This is a genomic window from Streptomyces sp. NPDC045021 (assembly GCF_056432645.1).
On record NZ_JBWKIQ010000011.1, the window covers coordinates 269123 to 283240 of the forward strand.

The 14118-nt window shown below is 70.7% G+C and carries 16 protein-coding genes; 7 read left to right on the forward strand and 9 right to left on the reverse strand.

Annotated elements, in window-relative coordinates:
* Positions 1-30: 30 nt before the first annotated feature.
* From AC07DC_RS30120 to murJ, 6 genes are all read right to left on the reverse strand, one after another.
* Positions 31-366 (reverse strand): DUF3817 domain-containing protein, encoded by a 336-nt coding sequence (locus tag AC07DC_RS30120; protein WP_478917641.1) that lies wholly within the window; start codon positions 364-366, stop codon positions 31-33.
* A gap of 69 nt (positions 367-435) precedes the next feature.
* Complete coding sequence (locus tag AC07DC_RS30125; RefSeq protein ID WP_478917642.1) at positions 436-948, reverse strand: MarR family winged helix-turn-helix transcriptional regulator; 513 nt, start codon at positions 946-948, stop codon at positions 436-438.
* A gap of 112 nt (positions 949-1060) precedes the next feature.
* Complete coding sequence (locus AC07DC_RS30130) at positions 1061-2314, reverse strand: L,D-transpeptidase (protein WP_478917643.1); 1254 nt, start codon at positions 2312-2314, stop codon at positions 1061-1063.
* A gap of 14 nt (positions 2315-2328) precedes the next feature.
* Positions 2329-3261: a hypothetical protein gene (locus tag AC07DC_RS30135; protein ID WP_478917644.1), complete on the reverse strand. Its 933-nt coding sequence runs from the start codon at positions 3259-3261 to the stop codon at positions 2329-2331.
* A complete protein-coding gene (locus tag AC07DC_RS30140) occupies positions 3254-3763 on the reverse strand; it encodes a SigE family RNA polymerase sigma factor (protein ID WP_478917645.1) in 510 nt (169 codons plus the stop codon). Before AC07DC_RS30140 ends, AC07DC_RS30135 begins: the two co-directional genes overlap by 8 nt.
* 89 nt (positions 3764-3852) lie before the next feature.
* Positions 3853-5574, reverse strand: a complete 1722-nt coding sequence (gene murJ / locus AC07DC_RS30145; protein ID WP_478917728.1) for a murein biosynthesis integral membrane protein MurJ — start codon at positions 5572-5574, stop codon at positions 3853-3855.
* A 242-nt stretch (positions 5575-5816) separates the two neighbouring features.
* Between murJ and AC07DC_RS30150 the strand changes: the two genes are divergently transcribed.
* Positions 5817-7001 carry a lipid II:glycine glycyltransferase FemX gene (locus AC07DC_RS30150; protein ID WP_478917646.1) on the forward strand — a complete coding sequence of 395 codons (1185 nt, stop codon included), beginning with the start codon at positions 5817-5819 and terminating at the stop codon, positions 6999-7001.
* A gap of 168 nt (positions 7002-7169) precedes the next feature.
* On the opposite strand, the gene AC07DC_RS30155 is transcribed toward AC07DC_RS30150, so the two are convergent.
* Complete coding sequence (locus tag AC07DC_RS30155; protein ID WP_478917647.1) at positions 7170-8468, reverse strand: MFS transporter; 1299 nt, start codon at positions 8466-8468, stop codon at positions 7170-7172.
* A gap of 70 nt (positions 8469-8538) precedes the next feature.
* Between AC07DC_RS30155 and AC07DC_RS30160 the strand changes: the two genes are divergently transcribed.
* Positions 8539-9522 (forward strand): ArsR/SmtB family transcription factor, encoded by a 984-nt coding sequence (locus AC07DC_RS30160; RefSeq protein ID WP_478917648.1) that lies wholly within the window; start codon positions 8539-8541, stop codon positions 9520-9522.
* A 53-nt stretch (positions 9523-9575) separates the two neighbouring features.
* Here the strand turns inward: AC07DC_RS30160 and AC07DC_RS30165 are convergent, their stop codons facing one another.
* Entirely contained in the window at positions 9576-9869 is a 294-nt protein-coding gene (locus tag AC07DC_RS30165; protein ID WP_283464599.1) for an MTH1187 family thiamine-binding protein, read from the reverse strand.
* Positions 9866-10207 (reverse strand): DUF3817 domain-containing protein, encoded by a 342-nt coding sequence (locus AC07DC_RS30170; protein ID WP_478917649.1) that lies wholly within the window; start codon positions 10205-10207, stop codon positions 9866-9868. The genes AC07DC_RS30165 and AC07DC_RS30170 overlap by 4 nt, the downstream gene beginning before the upstream one ends.
* A gap of 184 nt (positions 10208-10391) precedes the next feature.
* Between AC07DC_RS30170 and AC07DC_RS30175 the strand changes: the two genes are divergently transcribed.
* From AC07DC_RS30175 to AC07DC_RS30195, 5 genes are all read left to right on the forward strand, one after another.
* Positions 10392-11201: a DUF2127 domain-containing protein gene (locus tag AC07DC_RS30175; RefSeq protein ID WP_478917729.1), complete on the forward strand. Its 810-nt coding sequence runs from the start codon at positions 10392-10394 to the stop codon at positions 11199-11201.
* 2 nt (positions 11202-11203) lie between these two features.
* Positions 11204-11842 (forward strand): AIM24 family protein, encoded by a 639-nt coding sequence (locus AC07DC_RS30180; RefSeq protein WP_478917650.1) that lies wholly within the window; start codon positions 11204-11206, stop codon positions 11840-11842.
* A complete protein-coding gene (locus AC07DC_RS30185) occupies positions 11842-12492 on the forward strand; it encodes an AIM24 family protein (protein WP_138357144.1) in 651 nt (216 codons plus the stop codon). The genes AC07DC_RS30180 and AC07DC_RS30185 overlap by 1 nt, the downstream gene beginning before the upstream one ends.
* 5 nt (positions 12493-12497) lie before the next feature.
* Positions 12498-13283 carry an AIM24 family protein gene (locus AC07DC_RS30190; protein ID WP_478917730.1) on the forward strand — a complete coding sequence of 262 codons (786 nt, stop codon included), beginning with the start codon at positions 12498-12500 and terminating at the stop codon, positions 13281-13283.
* 196 nt (positions 13284-13479) lie between these two features.
* A complete protein-coding gene (locus AC07DC_RS30195) occupies positions 13480-13956 on the forward strand; it encodes a MarR family winged helix-turn-helix transcriptional regulator (protein WP_478917651.1) in 477 nt (158 codons plus the stop codon).
* Positions 13957-14118: the final 162 nt, after the last annotated feature.

Here is a 14118-nt window from a genome sequence, read left to right on the forward strand (position 1 = left end):
CGTCACGTGCAATGTGTCACACGCGGTACGTCATGCCTGAGCAGGCTCGCCCTCGGCGGCGATAAGCGGTGCGAGCTCGCGCGTCACCTTGCGCTCGACGAAGAAGGCGGCGGTCGGGACCGTGCCCGCCAGCAGCACCCACGCCAGCTTGCCCATCGGCCACTTCGCCTTGGAGCCCAGGTCGAAGGCGAAGACGAGATAGACCACGTAGAGCCAGCCGTGGGCGAACCCGACGGCGGTGACGAAGCCGGCCGCCCCGTTGACGTCGAGGAGGTATTTCGCGATCACGCCCACGGTGAGGAGGACCAGCAGGACACCGGTCACATAGGCCATCACGCGGTAGCGGGTCAGCGTGCCTTGTTTCATGACGTTGAGCGTAACCGTTGCGAATCCGGCGCCGTCACGCCCCTCCTCGCTGCGGTGCCCCTCCTCGCCTCAGTGCCCTTCCTCGAAGTCGCCCGCGGCTATCCGCAGCGGGCGCAGCAGCGCGAAGACCTCCGCGCACTCCTCGGAGTCGTAGACACCCAGGCCGAAGTCCATCGCCATCAGGTCCCGGGTGGCCGCGTCGACCACCTCGCGGCCCTTGTCGGTGATGGAGGCGAGGGTGCCGCGTCCGTCGTTCGGGTTGGGGCGCTTGGCGACCAGACCGGAGCCGACGAGGCGGTCCACGGTGTTGGTGACCGACGTGGGATGCACCATCAGCCGCTCGCCGATCTTCGACATCGGCAGCTCGCCGGCCTTGCTGAAGGTGAGCAGCACCAGCGCCTCGTACCGGGCGAAGGTCAGCCCGTACGGCTTGACGACGGCATCCACCTGGCCCAGCAGGATCTGCTGCGCCCGCATGATCGAAGTGATGGCGCCCATCGACGGAACGCGTCCCCAGCGCTGGGTCCACAGCTCGTCGGCGCGGGCGATGGGGTCGAAGGGCAGGCTCAGGGGCTTCGGCACGCCCATGAGCCTACCCGTCGGTCACATAGTGGGAGGGACTGTCTCGTCCATCGGAACCGGAGTCACTCGGACCGGTTCGGCACCGGGTTCCGGAACGGCTTCGCGGACAGGATCAGGACAGGGCGCTCAGCTTGGCCCACGCCTCGGGGGTGAGGTTCCAGTCGCCGTAGCCGTTGCCCTTGTCGACGGTGGCGCGGGTCGATCCGGAGACCTCGACGACATCACCGCGGACGGCCTTGTCGAAGAACCACTTGGCGTCCGCGTCCGACATCCCGACGCAACCGTGGCTGGTGTTCGCCTTGCCCATGTTGGCGTTGTTCCACGGAGCGGCGTGGACGAAGGTGCCCGAGGTCGTCAGGTGCACCGCCATCTTGACGTCCTTGTCGTAGAAGTCCGACGAGTCCTTGCTGGTGGCGATGCCCACCGAGGTGGACGTCATGTGGATCGTCGACTGCTTGCTCAGCACGACCATGCGGCCGTTCCACGTCGGGAAGTCCGCCTTGCCGGCCGAGATGTTGATGACCTTGACGGTCGTGCCGTCCTCGGTCACCGTCATCTTCTTGGCGCCGATGTCGACCTTGGAGACCCGGGCGGTGCCGATGGTGAAGGTGGAGGTGACATCGCGGCGCAGGTAGCGGCCGCCGCCGGTGTCGAGGCCGCTGAGCTTGGCCGTCATCGTGACCTTGGTGCCCTTGGTCCAGTACGCGGCGGGGCGCCAGTCGGCGCGCTGGGTGCCGGTCAGCGGGTCGGTGATCCAGCCCCAGCTGCCCTGCACGGCGGGCGTCGTCGTCACGGACAGCTGCTTCTCGACGGCCGCGCGGTTGGTGACCGGCTTGTCGAAGGCGATGGAGACCGGCTGGCCGACGCCGACCACCGCGTTGCCCACCGGGGTGACGGTGACGCCGTTGGTCTTGGCCGCGGTCAGCGTGGTGAAGGTGCTGGTCTGCTCCTTCTGAGCACCGGACTTGTCGGCCGCGGTGACCTTCACCGTGTACGCGGTGCCGGGGGTCATCGTGCGGTCGGACTGCCAGCTGTGCTTGGTGGCGTCCAGCTTGCCGGTGACCGCGACGGCCTCGACGCCGTCACTGCTCTTGGCCGCGGCGGTGACGGTCACCGCGCCGAGGGTGCCCTCGGTCAGCGACACCTTCACCGGGCTGCCGGGGTCGACCCCGGTCTTGCCGTTGGCGGGCGTCACGGTGATCGGCACGGCGGCCGGGGAATTGGCGTCCTTGCCGTTGCCGCCCTTGGCGGTGTCACTGCCACCGCCACCGCCGCCGCAGGCGGTCAGCGCGACGGCCAGCAGGGCCGGCACGGCCAGAGTACGTATACGGGCGAAAGGAAAGCGGGACGTACGTATGGGTTTCACGGTAAAAGTCCTCATCAGCAGCGGTCAGGAGAAGTCGGGGTGACGTAGTTCTGCGGAAACTTCGGATCGGGTGGCGGGTCCGTGGGAAGCCCGACCCCGGTGGCCGGTTCCGCACCGGCCGAGGTGCCGGTGCCCCCGGCGAGTCCGGAAGGTGAAGAGGGAGCGGTGCTGGGGGTGCCGACGACGGCCCCCGACGGGGAGGAGGGGGCGAGCCTGTCGAGGGACCGGGTCATGCACTGCAAGGGGCTCCCGTCGAGGAACGGCGGACTCGAGCCCGTGCCCGTCGGCGTGACCACCTGGAGGATCGTCATGAAACGGCCCTGGGCCGCCAGCCAGACCTGGCTCAGCTGACCGTCCCGCTTCTGGATCCCGTATCCGCGGAGCGCGGCCTTCATGTCCACACCATCCTTCCCGCTCCTATATGACTCCATAAGTCCACATTTACCCAGGAGGTTGCCTACACGGTCGAGCTCCGCGGCAGCCGCCGCCCCGTCGGGCAGAGCACGGATGACGTAGCGCGCGCTGCCGCTCTGCTTCCCCTGATACGAACGGACAGTCGCCGAGGCCGGATCGTACAGCGACGGGTCACACGTCAGGAGCGGGACCTTCCGCACAACCTCCGGCGCGACGGTCCTCCAGTGCCAGATGGAGTCCCAGGGCAGGGCGGTCGGCGGGAGCAGTTCGCCGGTCAGCCCCCCGGTCGGCAGCGGGTCGGGCGAGAGGGAGCCACCGACCGACGGGGTCTGCGCACCGGTCTCCAGCCGGGGCACGACCACCCAGGAAACGACGGCCAGCGCGGCCGCGGCCACCGCGGCCACCGCACCCACCCGGCGCCGGGCACGGCGGCGCTCCCCACGCCTGCGGACGTCCGCAGGACCGGCGAGGACGATCAGCGGCTCGGTGTCGCGGGCCAGGTCCCGCAGGCGGTCGTCGAGCGGGTCAGCCATGGAGGGGCACCTCCTCTTCCTCGGTCAGTCGGGCGCCCAGCGCCTTGCGTGCGCGGCTGAGCCGGGTACGTACCGCCGCGTTGGACACTCCGGTCTCCCGGGCGACCTCCTCGACCGGCAGGTCCATCAAGTGGTGCAGGACGACGGCCGTCCGCTGGTCCTCTCCGAGCTCGCGCAGGGCGGCGACCAGGGCGACCCGGTCGGGTGCCAGCGCGGGCGCGTCCGCCGGCACTCCGTACCTGAAGTGTGCCCGCACCCGGTTGCGCGTCTTGCGCCACGTGCTCACCGCCAGCCGCAGCGCCACCGTCCGCACCCACGGCGTCGGGTCGCCCTCGGCCGTGAGCTTCGCCCACCGCTGCCACGCACGCGCATACGCCTCCTGCACGGCGTCCTCGGCCTCGCCGAGATCGCCGGTCACCGCGTACACGGCGGCGACCAGGCGTTTCGCGGTGACCGCGTAGAACTCGTCGAAGTCGTCCTGCGGCGTCGCGTTCGGGCTCACACCCACCTCGGAGGTGCATGTGTCGTACGGATGTTCAATGTCCCTCCCGCTACCTACACGCTCGGCCGGCCCGAAAGGTGACAACGAAATCAGTAAAACTTTCCGCCGCCCGGCAGCCGCCGCAGGACCGGGGCGGCCAGGGATCGCACCTCGGTCAGCCGCAACGGTCCTGACAGCACCAGCACGGAGCAGCCGAGGGCGGCGGCGCCGACCAGCAGCCCGGCGCAGTCCCCCGCGAAGCCCGTGCCGAGCAGCCGCTCGCTGACCTGGGCGATCCCGTACGCGGCGGCCGCGCCCGGCAGGCACGCGGCGGCCAGCCGGACATGCATGCCCAGCACGTTGGGCCGCCACTGCAGCCGCCGGCGCAGCACCCACGTTGTGCACGCCAGCCCGGCGCAGCAGGCGATCGCGTAACCGCCCGCCATGCCGGCCACGGCCCAGCGGGCGGGCAGCACCGCGTACGAGACGAGGGCGAGCGAGGCGTTGACGGCCGCGATGACCACGTTGAGGAAGAAGGGCGTACGGGTGTCGCCGAGCGCGTAGAAACCGCGGGCCAGCAGGTACTGGCCGGCGAAGGCGGGCAGGCCGAGGGCGAACGCCGTCAGGATCCAGGCGATGGCCTGCGCGTCCGCGTCGGTGGTGCGGCCGTGCTGGAAGACGACACCGGTGATCTGCGGGCCGAGCGCCAGGAAGGCCAGGACCGCCGGCACGATCGCGGCGGCCGAGCCGCGCAGCCCGTACGAGAGGTCGGCGCCGATCCGCGCGTGGTCGCCCTCGGTGGCGGCCCGGCTCATCCGCGGCAGCAGGGCGGTGACGAGGGAGACGGTGATGATCCCCTGTGGCACGACCCACAGCAGGTAGGCGTTGCTGTAGGCGGCGAAGCCGACACCCACCGCGCTGCCCCCGGCCAGCGCGTGCGCACCGGCCGAGGTCGCGAGCCGGGTGACGACCCAGTACGCGATCTGGTTGACGAAGACCAGCAGCAGCGTCCACCCGGCAGCCCGCATGGGCTGCATGAGTCCGGAGCCGCGCCAGTCGAAGCGGGGCCGCCAGCGGAATCCGGCGCCGCGCAGCGCCGGGACCAGCGCCAGGGCCTGGACGGCGATGCCCGCGGTGGAGCCCAGCCCGAGGAGCAGCGCGTTGCCGCCGCTCATGGTGCCTGCGGCGGTCGTGTCGTGCGCGACCGCGAGGTACAGCCCGAAGACCGCGATGACGACGACGTTGTTGAGGACCGGCGACCACATCATGGCGCCGAACCGGTCGCGGGCGGTGAGGATCTGGCCGAGCAGGGTGAAGACGCCGTAGAAGAGGATCTGCGGCAGGCAGTAGCGGGCGAGCGCGATCGTGAGGTCGCGCTGCGCGCTGGTGAAGTCCGGCCCGTACGCGCTGACCAGCCAGGGGGCGGCGAGCGCGGCGGCGGCCGTGATCACCAGCAGCGCGGCCAGGCAGACGGTGAGCAGCCGGTCGGTGTAGGCGGCGCCGCCGTCGCTGTGCTCCTTGGCGGCGCGCACCAGCTGGGGGACGAAGACCGAGTTCAGCGCCCCGCCGATGAGCATGATGTAAAGGATGTTCGGGACGGTGTTCGCGACGCTGAACGCGTCACCGAGCAGCGTCGTGCCGAGCGCGGCCGTGATGATGCCGCTGCGCACGAAGCCGGTGGCGCGCGAGGCGAGCGAGCCCAGCGCCATGACGCTCCCGCTGCGTTTGAGCGAGGCCGCGGTGTCGGTGTCGGTTGAGCCGGTGGGGGTGACCGGAGCGGGAGGGGCTACGGCCTCCGGCGGGCAGGGCCCGCCGAAGGGGGCTCTCCGCACCCCGTCCGGGCCGCCGGGATCGTCGGTCCCCGCGTCATTGCCCACTGCTGATGTCACCCGTTGTGCTCCCCGGCCGGGCGCGGCCGGCCGCCGCGCAGTCGCCGAAGTCTGCCTGTCGCGGTGCCTCTTGGGAAACCGGTGGGCGCTGTCGCGAACATCTCTGTCACATCGGGGGTGGGTGGGGCGTGAGACAGGTGAGCGGGCCGCCAGGCCCACCGCACCGTGGAGGACGAGCCTTGACGATGACCACCCACCAGGACTCCGCCCGCAGCGTCTTCCCCGGCCCGGCGCCGCAGATCAGGCTGCGTCCCGTCACCGAGGACGAGCACCTCGCGTTCGTGCGGCGGCGCGGACCGCGCGCGGTCAGTTTCCTGCAGAGCCCGTCCTGGGCCCGGGTCAAACCCGGCTGGTCCGCCGAGAGTCTGGGCTGGTTCGACGACACCGGGGCGATGGTGGGCTCGGCGCTCGCGCTCTACCGGCAGCTGCCCGGCACCCGGAGATCCTTTGTGTACCTCCCGGAGGGCCCGGTGCTGGACTGGTCGGCGCCGGACCTGGAGCGGTGGCTGGAACCGCTGCTGGACCATCTGCGCGGCACCGGCGCCTTCGCCGTACGGATGGGGCCGCCGCTGCCGTACCGGCGGTGGTCGGCGCGCACCCTCAAGGAGGCGGTGGCGCCCGGCCGCCGGATGGGCGACGTCCTGCCGGACCTGGTGGACCCGCTGGGCGCCGCGGTCGCGGACCGGCTGCGTGAGGCGGGCTGGCGGCGCGGCGGCGAGGACGGCTACAACGGGGACGCCCAGCCCCGGCTGGTCTTCGAGATGTCCCTGGCCGGCCGCGGCCTGGACGACCTGTGGACCGGGCTGAACCAGGAGTGGCGGCGGAACATCAAGAAGGCCGCCAAGTCGGGGGTGGAGACCGGCATCGGAGGCGTGGAGGAGATGACGGCCTTCCATGAACTGCTGGGCGTCACCGAGCGGCGCGACGGCTTCCGGCTGGGGCGCGACCTGGCCTACTACCTGCGCCAGTACGAGGTGCTGAACGCGGAACGGCCGGGCTCCATGCGGCTCTACACGGCCCGCCACGGCGGCGAGATCCTCGCCGCGCACACCCTGCTCGTCTCGCCGGACGGCTCCCGGGTCTGGTACCAGACGGGCGCCTCCGCCGACCACCGCCGCGAGGTGCGGCCGAGCAACGCGCTGCAGTGGCGGATGATCTGCGACGCGCACGCGCTGGGCGCGTCCGTGTACGACATGCGGGGCGTACCGGACAGCCTGGACCCGGACACGCGCTCGTTCGGCCTGCTGCGCTGGAAGCTCGGCACCGGTGGCGATGCGGTCGAGACGCTCGGCGAGTGGGAACTACCACTGCAGGGCGCGGTCAACAAGACCCTGCACCGGGCGATGCACGCCTACCTGGCGCGACGTTGAACCGTGCGGCACTGAAACGCACAGCGCTGAACGTAGGGCGCCGGACCGTACGGCGCCGCTGAACGTACGGCGCCGGACCGTACGGCGCGGAACCGGCCGGAAGGGAACCGGCCGGTGCTCACGGGGGATGTTTACGCGCGTCGACCAGCGGCAAAGGTGTGGGGTCCGTCAGACCGCCTCCACGGCGCCGCGGCCGGTCGCCGCCACGGACCGCAGTACCAGCAGGGTGCTCACCGTGCCGAGCATCCCGGCCCCGGCGATCACCGCGAACGGCGGAGCCACCTCGGCGATCGCGCCGCCGACCGCCATGCCGAGGCCCTGGAGCGTCATCATGCCCGCGCCCAGCAGCGACATCGCCTGCCCGCGCATCTCCTCCGGCACCGCCTCGACGAACCACTTGTCCATGCCGAGCGCGTAGGCCGAGCACAACCCCACCACCAGCATGATGCCGATGGCCACCACGAGCGGAGGGTGGAAGGCGAACAGCGCCATCGGCACCAGGGCGAGGCCCGCCAGCGGCATCGCGATCCAGGTGCGGGCGGCCGGCGACAGCAGCGTGCCGGCCGCCAGCTCGCTGACCACCGTCCCGGCCGGCATCGCCGCCAGCAGCAGGCCGACCCCGGCGGAACCGGCGCCTGCCGCGGCGGCAAACGGGGTCGCCAGCCCCTCGGCCACCGCGAAGAACATCGGCGGCACCCACCACCACAGCAGCAGCGCCCGGATCCGGCGGTGGCTCAGCAACTGGCGGGCGCCGAGCAGCGACTGCCGCATCATCGAGCCGCTGCCGGTGACCCGCGCGGGCCGGTTCAGGGTGCCGAAGCGCAGCAGCGCGGCCGAGCAGAGGAACGTCCCCACAGCCACGGTGAGCGCGGCGCGCGGCGACAGCACCACCAGCACCAGGCCGCCGATCCCGAACCCGACGATCTGCGCGCTCTGCGAGACGATCCTGAGCAGCGAACGCCCCAGGACGTAGACATCGCCCTCCAGGATGTCGGCGAGGCTCGCGGCCCGCGTTCCCTGGAAGAGCGGCGTGATCATCGCGAGGACCGCGCGCAGCAGGAAGAGCAGCGCCAGCGGCGTGAACGGAAGCGCCAGAACGCCGACGCAGGCCGCGCAGAGCAGGTCGCACGTCACGAGTACCCGGCGGGCCGGGTACCGGTCGGAGACCCCCGACAGCAGCACGCCGCTGAGCGCGTACGGCAGCATGCCGAGCGCGAAGATCAGCGACGTCAGCAACGGTGACCCCGTCCGTTGGAACACCAGTACCGCCAGCGCGACCTCGGCGAAGAAGCTGCCGAACATGGACAGTACGTGCGCGACGAAGATCGGCCGGAACTCACGGACCGCGAATACCGTGCGATATCCGACGGGCTGCGGCGCGACGGGATCGGCCGTCGCCCCCGCTGTCCCGTCGCATGTCGGCTCGTCACTTTTCTGAAGTCCCGAGTCTGAGTTTTCCGTTGTCATGGACGCAGCCTGGCGGACATCGGGACATGGCTTCTACTGTTTCGGCTGAAAACGAAACTTGGGAGATGTCATGCCGTTCCACATGCACTTCCTGGCCGACGATCTGCTGTCCTCGCGGTTCGCGATCTCACCGCTCTGGGAGACCCAGGAGGCCATCCGCACCCTCCGGACACCCGCGCGCCAGGGGTGTCATCTGCCGTGGCTGCGCCAGGTCCGGTCGGTGGCCCGCGGGCTCGATCTCACTCCGTTCCAGCTGGTGATGCCGCGGCGCGGCCACAACCCCGATTTCCTGTGCCCGCCGCCCGACGGGGTCTTCGCGACGATCGACGAGGAACTGGCGCGGGTCCGCGGCACCGATCCGGCCGTGGCCCGCGCCGACCTGGCCAGGGCGCTGGCGGTCACCCCGGGCGCCGCCGACAGCGCGTGCGGCCGGGCGCTGCTCGCCGACCCGGCGCGGACGGTGGACGAGCTCGCGGAGCTGATGGCCCGGGTCTGGGACACGCTCCTCGCCCCGTTCTGGCCCCGGATGCGCTCCGTGCTGGAGGCCGATGTGGCCTTCCACTCCCGGCGGCTGGCCGACGGCGGCCCCGAGCGGCTCTTCGCCGATCTGCACCCCAAGGTCAGCTGGTCGGACGGCACGCTCACGGTGGACCGGCCAGCCGACCACGTCAGGGCGCTGGGGGGCGACGGCCTGCTGCTGGTACCCAGTGTCTTCGTCCGGCCGGACGTGGTGAGCGGCTTCGACCCGCCCTGGCAGGCCACGCTGGTCTATCCGGCGCGCGGCACCGCCACCTTGTGGACCGTGCCGGGGCCCGCGCCCGCCGAGGCGCTGATCCGGCTGCTGGGACCCAACCGGGCGGCGATCCTCACCAACCTCGACTCGCCCGCGACCACCAGCGCGCTGGCCCGCCGGCACGACCTGGCGCTGTCGTCCGTCTCCGCCCATCTGTCCGTACTGCGCGACTCGGGCCTGCTCACCTCGCACCGCTACGGCCACCGGGTGCTGTACGAAAGGACCCCGCTCGGGCTCACGCTCGCCACGGGCGGGGCGTAGCGGGCTCTTCGTCGGGCAGGGCCCTCGTCAGGGGGCTACGGGGCGAGAGGGCGTTACGGGGCGAGGTACCGCTCGACGGTCTCGACCTTCGACGTCATCCCGTCCGTCACGCCCGGCCGGATGTCGGCCTTCAGCACGAGGGAGACCCGCGGGGCGCGGGCCTCGACGGCGGCGACGGCGCGCTTGACGACGTCCATCACCTCGTCCCACTCACCCTCGATGGAGGTGAACATCGCATCGGTGCGGTTCGGGAGACCGGACTCCCGGACGACGCGGACGGCGTCGGCGACGTACTCGCCCACGTCCTCGCCGACACCCAGCGGGGAGACCGAGAAGGCGACGATCACGCGACGACGCCTTCCTGGCGGGCGCGGGCCGCGATGATCTCCGACTCGGCCTCGCGGCGCAGCATGCGCTCGGCGAAGAAGCCGCCGGTGGGCAGCACGGACAGCACCGCGTAGAGCGCGGCACGGCCGAAGGTCCACTTCGCCCGGTTCCAGGCGAACGCCCACAGGACCACATAGAGGACGAACAGCACCCCGTGGACCATGCCCATGACCGGGACGGCGTTGAAGTCGGTGGTGCGCTTGAGGATCGAGCAGACCAGCAGCAGCAGGAAGGAGACCGCCTCGGGGGCGGAGACCAGGCGGAGCCGGCGCAGGGCGGAGGCGGTCTTGATGTCCACAGATTCCTCATCATCGACGGGGGCGATTCTTGTGAACGTGATCACAAGGCCCGTCCATTATCGCCGCCGTCTCCCCCTGGCCCGCCCCGGGGGTCGAGAACCGGAGGGAGGGCGATAGCGTCCCCCTCCACGTAGAACACGCGAAAGACACCGACGGACGACGACAACCGGGGGAATGGCACCGATGAAGTTCGACTGGGACCGGCGCCACTGCTCGCGCCGGGGCCACATCACCTACGCGCCGGACGAGACCCACCTGCGCGAGCGGCTGCACGCCACCACGGCCGTCGGCGAGGTCTGGCGCTGCCTGCGCTGCGGCGACTTCGCGCTCGGCGAGCCGCACGGCTCGGGCCCGGCCGACCGGGCGCCCGAGGTACCGCGCGGGCGGGCGCTGCGCGATCTGTTCATCCTGCGCTTCCTGGCGGCCGAGCGGATGGTGCGCGGGGTCTTCATCGTGCTCGCCGCGTGGGCGGTGTGGAAGTTCAGCAACTCCCAGGACTCCGTCCGCAAGCTCTTCGAGGACCAGCTCTCGGTCTTCGGCCCGGTCGCGAGGCACTTCCACTACGACCTCGAGCACTCACCGGTCGTGGACACCATCCGCAAGACCTTCGACTACAAGCACTCGACGCTGGTGATCGTCGCCGTCGCGCTGCTCGTGTACGCGCTCATCGAGATCGTCGAGGCGTTCGGGCTCTGGTGGGGCAAGCGCTGGGCGGAGTACCTGACGGTCGTCGCGACCGCCGCCTTCCTGCCGCTGGAGATCTACGAGCTGACCGAGAAGGTCAGCTGGGTCAAGATCGCGACGCTGACGCTCAACATCCTCGCGGTGCTGTGGATCGCGCTGTCCAAGCGGCTGTTCGGGCTGCGCGGCGGAGTCGAGGCCTTCGAGGCCGAGCGGCGCGGCGCGTCACTGCTGGAGGTCGAGGTGGCCGCCGGAGAAGAGCCGGTTCATCCGAAGCCGGTGACGGCTCCCGTACGGACGGATAGTTTCTGACCGTGGCCATGTTCCGATTGCAGGGCAGCAAGGTACTCGCCGTGGAGATGACCGGCGATGCCGTCAAGGCGAAGAACGGCGCGATGGTGGCCTACGACGGCCAGATGGCGTTCAAAAAGATGTCGGGGGGCGGTGAGGGGATCCGCGGCATGGTGACCCGCCGGCTCACCGGCGAATCCATGGAGGTCATGGAGGTGAAGGGGCACGGCACGTGCTATTTCGCCGACCGTGCGAGTGAGATCAACCTGGTGCGGCTGAACGGCGAGAAGCTCTACGTCGAGGCCAGCAACCTGCTGGCGACCGACCCCGCGCTGCGCACCGGCACCACCTTCACCGGGCTGCGCGGCGCGAGCCAGGGCAACGGCCTGTTCACCACGACCGTCGAGGGCGTCGGCCAGGCCGCGATCACCTCGGACGGTCCGGCGATCGTGCTGCGGGTCTCGGCGGGCATGCCGCTGCAGGTCGACCCCGGCGCCTACGTGGCGCACACCGGCAACCTGCAGCAGCACTTCCAGACCGGCATCAGCTGGCGGACGGTGATGGGCGAGGGGTCCGGGGAGAGCTTCCAGATCCGTTTCGAGGGCGAGGGGCTGGTCTACGTGCAGCCCAGCGAGCGCAACACGATCGGGGGACAGCTCTAGTGCCGTTCACCAAGATCAATTCCAAGATGGTCGAGGCGCAGATCCTCCCCGGCCAGCGGCTGTTCAGCCAGCGCGGCGCGATGCTCGCCTACCGCGGCGAGGTCTCCTTCACACCGAACATCCAGGGCGGCCAGGGCGGTATCGCCTCGATGATCGGCCGGCGGGTCGCCAACGAGGCGACGCCGCTGATGACCGTCGAAGGCCAGGGCTCGGTGATGTTCGGGCACGGCGGCCACCACATCCACACCATCGATCTCAGCGGCGAGACGCTCTATGTCGAGGCGGACCGGCTGCTGGCCTTCGACGGGACGCTGCAGCAGTCCACGATGTTCATGGGCTCGCAGGGCGGTGTCATGGGCGTGATCCGCGGCCAGGTCACCGGCCAGGGGCTCTTCACCACCACCCTGCAGGGCAAGGGTTCGGTCGCCGTCATGGCGCACGGCGGCGTCATCGAGCTGCCGATCACCCACCAGGGCCCGGTGCACGTCGACCCGCAGGCGTACGTCGCGCACCGCGGCGACGTACGCAACAAGCTGTCCACGGCGCTGGGCTGGCGGGACATGGTGGGGCGGGGCTCGGGCGAGGCGTTCCAGCTGGAACTGTCGGGCCAGGGCACGGTGTACGTACAGGCGTCGGAGGACAAGCTGTGAGCGCGATGGCCGGTGGGCCCGTCATTCATGATCCGCACACGCTGCCGGTCGACGACAACGTCAACCCGTACGCGTTCAGCGTCGAGCTCAAGGGGCAGTGGTTCCTGCAGAAGGGGAAGATGATCGCCTATTACGGGCAGATCGACTTCCACGGCATCGGCCACGGCCGGCTCGACCGGCTGGTCGCCGCCAACTTCCACTCGCCGATGCACGCCGCGGACTGGGTGGTCGCCGAGGGCCAGGGCAAGCTGCTGCTCGCGGACCGGGCGTACGACATCAACTCGTTCGACCTGGAGGACGGCAACCTGACGATCCGCTCGGGCAACCTGCTGGCCTTCCAGCCCGGCCTGGCGCTCAAGCAGTCGATCATCCCCGGCTTCCTCACCCTGATCGGGACCGGCAAGTTCGTCGCCGCCTCGAACGGGGCGGTGCACTTCGTGGAGCCGCCGATCCGGGTGGACCCGCAGGCGCTGGTCGGCTGGGCGGACTGCCCCTCCCCCTGCCACCACTACGACCACGGCTACATGCGCGGCGTCCTCGGCGGCCTGCGGGCGCTCACCGGGATCGGCGGGACGTCGGGCGAGGAGCACCAGTTCGAGTTCGTCGGAGCGGGACAGGTGCTGCTGCAGTCCACCGAGGTCCTGATGCCGGAGACGGCGACCGGGGGCGTACCGGCCTCCGCGGGGCCCGGCGTGCCGGGCGCGGGCGTGCCCGGCCAGCAGGGACAGCAGGGACAGGTGCCACGGCTGCCGGGGCAGCTGGGCGATCTCCAGCGGCGCTTCGGGCTGTGAGGGGTGTGCTCGTTCGGGCCGCTCGCGGCCCGAACGGCGCGACCGTCCGGGCTGTGAACGGCGCGACCGTCCGGGCTGTGAACGGTGCGACCGTCCGGCCGCGAGCGGAGTGACCGGAGGGTAACAATGCCGGGCTGTGACCGGTTGACTACGGGGCCCGTTCATACGGGTTTCAACTACCTGTAGAATTTCTCCCATGGAGACTGAGAACGGCACCAAGTGGCTCACCGAGGACGAGCAATGCGCATGGCGCACCCATCTCGACGTCAGCCGACTGCTGATGCACCAGCTGGAACGTGACCTGCAGCCGTTCGGCCTCACCAACAACGACTACGAGATCCTGGTCAATCTCTCGGAGTCCGACGACCGGCGCATGCGGATGAGCGATCTCGCACGCGTCACTCTTCAGTCCAAGAGCCGGCTCTCCCACCAGATCACCCGGATGGAGACCACCGGCCTGGTCCGGCGGGAGAACTGCGAGTCCGACCGCCGGGGGCTGTACGCCGTGCTCACCGAGCTCGGCTGGGACACGATGCGCAAGGTCGCGCCTCATCACGTGGCATCGGTCCGGGAGAACTTCATCGACCTGCTGCCGGCGGAGAACCTGGCGGCGCTGCACAAGGCGCTGCTGCCGATCGCCGAGCATCTGCGCGCGGCGCGCGGCCGGGCGTAATTCCCTGCCGGAGGCGGGGGTCGTTGGTGCGGTCGGGGCCGGGCTCTCCGGCGTGGGGGTCCGAAATCGTATATTTACGTGCCTGGCGGCCCACAAATACACGGCAGCATTTCGGACCCCCACGCCTGCGATCCCGGCCCCCGCGTTGGAACCGGGCGGCCG

What these genes read in the sequence shown, in the direction of transcription:
- AC07DC_RS30120 (WP_478917641.1), bottom strand. Translation starts at nt 366, where the DNA reads ATGAAACAAGGCACGCTGACCCGCTACCGCGTGATGGCCTATGTGACC.
- AC07DC_RS30135 (WP_478917644.1), bottom strand. Translation starts at nt 3,261, where the DNA reads ATGGCTGACCCGCTCGACGACCGCCTGCGGGACCTGGCCCGCGACACC.
- AC07DC_RS30150 (WP_478917646.1), top strand. Translation starts at nt 5,817, where the DNA reads ATGACCACCCACCAGGACTCCGCCCGCAGCGTCTTCCCCGGCCCGGCG.
- AC07DC_RS30155 (WP_478917647.1), bottom strand. Translation starts at nt 8,468, where the DNA reads ATGACAACGGAAAACTCAGACTCGGGACTTCAGAAAAGTGACGAGCCG.
- AC07DC_RS30160 (WP_478917648.1), top strand. Translation starts at nt 8,539, where the DNA reads ATGCCGTTCCACATGCACTTCCTGGCCGACGATCTGCTGTCCTCGCGG.
- AC07DC_RS30175 (WP_478917729.1), top strand. Translation starts at nt 10,392, where the DNA reads ATGAAGTTCGACTGGGACCGGCGCCACTGCTCGCGCCGGGGCCACATC.
- AC07DC_RS30190 (WP_478917730.1), top strand. Translation starts at nt 12,498, where the DNA reads ATGGCCGGTGGGCCCGTCATTCATGATCCGCACACGCTGCCGGTCGAC.
- AC07DC_RS30195 (WP_478917651.1), top strand. Translation starts at nt 13,480, where the DNA reads ATGGAGACTGAGAACGGCACCAAGTGGCTCACCGAGGACGAGCAATGC.